At 66.6% G+C, this 2,180-nt stretch carries 2 protein-coding genes; both read left to right on the top strand.

Annotation, left to right across the window (positions count from 1 at the left end):
* Positions 1-1,054 (top strand): DNA modification methylase (locus E1297_RS02565; protein ID WP_155133509.1); only part of this gene is annotated, 1,054 nt, incomplete at its 5' end.
* On the top strand, positions 1,047-2,138 hold the full coding sequence (locus tag E1297_RS02560) for a DNA cytosine methyltransferase (protein ID WP_155133506.1): 1,092 nt from the start codon (positions 1,047-1,049) through the stop codon (positions 2,136-2,138). The genes E1297_RS02565 and E1297_RS02560, both read left to right, overlap by 8 nt.
* Positions 2,139-2,180: the final 42 nt, after the last annotated feature.

The following is a 2,180-nucleotide window of genomic DNA, read 5'->3' as shown; positions in this document are numbered from 1 at the left end:
GCTGACCGAGGCCCCGGTGATCGTGCTCGGGCATCTGACCGAGGCGCAACGCCGGGCCTACCGCATCGCAGACAACAAGCTGGCAGAACTCGCGAGCTGGGATGATGCGCTGCTGTCGGCCGAATTGAACGACTTGCTGGCCGAGGATTTTGACCTGTCGCTCATCGGCTTCGACGATGCCGAGCTCGAAGAGCTGTTGGCCGGTGAGGTCGATCCCGAAACCGCGTCCCGCGAAGGCGAGGACGATGTTCCGGAGGCCCCCGAAACCCCGATCAGCCGTCCCGGCGATCTCTGGGTGCTGGGCAAGCATCGATTGCTCTGCGGGGACGCGACGGTGGCCACGGACGTCGAGCGGCTGCTCGGCGATGTGACACCGCTTCTGATGGTGACCGACCCGCCTTACGGCGTCGACTACGATCCGGGCTGGCGCAACAAGGCCGGTGCCGCTGCAACAAAGCGCACCGGCAAGGTGCTGAATGACGACCGCGCGGATTGGCGCGAGGCCTGGACGCTATTCCCGGGCGACGTGGCCTATGTCTGGCACGGCGCGCTGCATGCGACGACGGTCGCCGAGAGCCTCGAGGCCTCCGGCTTCAACATCCGCTCGCAAATCATCTGGGCCAAGGATCGCCTGGTGCTGAGCCGCGGCGATTATCACTGGCAGCACGAACCCTGCCTCTATGCCGTGAAGAAAACGGGCAAGGGTCATTGGGCCGGTGACCGCAAGCAGACGACGCTCTGGCAGATCGCCAACAAGGATCAGGACGCGGAAACCGTGCACGGGACCCAGAAACCCGTCGAATGCATGCGCCGGCCGATCCTCAACAATTCAAGCCCCGGGCAAGCGGTCTACGAGCCGTTCATGGGATCCGGCACCACGCTGATCGCGGCGGAGACCACGGGCCGGGTCTGCCTCGGGATCGAGCTGAACCCGGCCTATGTCGATGTCGCGGTCCAGCGCTGGCAGCAGTTCACCGGCCAGGAGGCCGTGTTGGACGGGACCGGTGAGACCTTCGCCGATCTGACGGCCAACCCGAGCCGAGGCGATGCATGACCTGGCTCTACCTTCCTCCGGACGCGCTTGCCGAGCCGGAGACCTGTTCGGCCTCTCGCTCTGCTCCGGCGCAGGCGGGCTCGACCTCGGGCTCACCATCGCCATGCCCGGATATCGAACTGTGGGCCATGTCGAACGGGAAACCTACGCCGCGGCCATTCTCGTGGCACGGATGGAAGAGGCGGCCCTGGATCCGGCACCTGTCTGGGACGACGTTGCCAGCTTCGACGGTCGCCCGTGGCGCGGCGCGGTGGACATCGTCACTGCGGGCTATCCGTGCCAGCCGTTCTCCGTCGCGGGCAAGCGCCGTGGCGCGGACGACCCGCGCCACCTCTGGCCGCATGTCTCGCGCATCATTGGCGAGATCGAGCCACCCTTCGTCTTTCTCGAAAACGTCGCCCATCATCTCCGCCTCGGCTTTCCCGAAGTCGCCGGCGGATTGGTCGGCATGGGCTACCGCGTTGCGGCAGGCCTCTTCACGGCGGCGGAAGTCGGTGCGCCCCACAAGCGCGAGCGGCTCTTCATCCTCGCGCACCGACCGGACTGCGAACTGGCCGACCCAGCGCGCCTGCTCCGGGACCTGCTCGAGCGGTGGGAACCAGACGGAAATGCTGCAGCTTTGGCCGACGCCACGCGCCAGCGCCAACGAGAACCGGCAGACAAAACCGACGCCGTCTCAAGCCGCTGGCAAGCACGGGATGAACCTGGCGACCTCGGCCGCGATGTGGCCGACGCCGATGGCAACCGACGGCAACAAGCCGAGCGCGGGCAATCGCAAAGCGGCCGGCCTGACCAGCGCCAGCCGGATGTGGATGACGCCGACTGCGCGCGATCACAAGGACGGGGCCACGACATTGGCGAACACGCCGGTGAACGGCCTGCTTGGCCGCCAGGTCCTGGCGACGCCTACGGTTGGGAGCAATACCTGCGATGCGCGCCGGACCTTGAACCCAGCATTCGTCGAGGCTCTGATGGGCTGGCCCACCGGGTGGACCGGCTTCGGCTCTGCGGCAACGGCGTGGTCCCTCTGGTTGCCGCGCATGCGCTCAGAACTCTTGCAACTGAATTGCTGGCCGGTGGATGATGCGAGCGATGGTAACCTGACCACTTCACGCGTTTGAGTGCG

The organism is Roseibium sp. RKSG952 (assembly GCF_009711355.1).
Note: the sequence above shows the minus strand (reverse complement) of the source record. Positions and strands in the feature narration are given on the sequence as shown.

Excerpts from the sequence above, each read along its gene's own strand:
- E1297_RS02560 (WP_155133506.1), top strand. The coding sequence starts at position 1,047 with ATGCATGACCTGGCTCTACCTTCCTCCGGACGCGCTTGCCGAGCCGGA.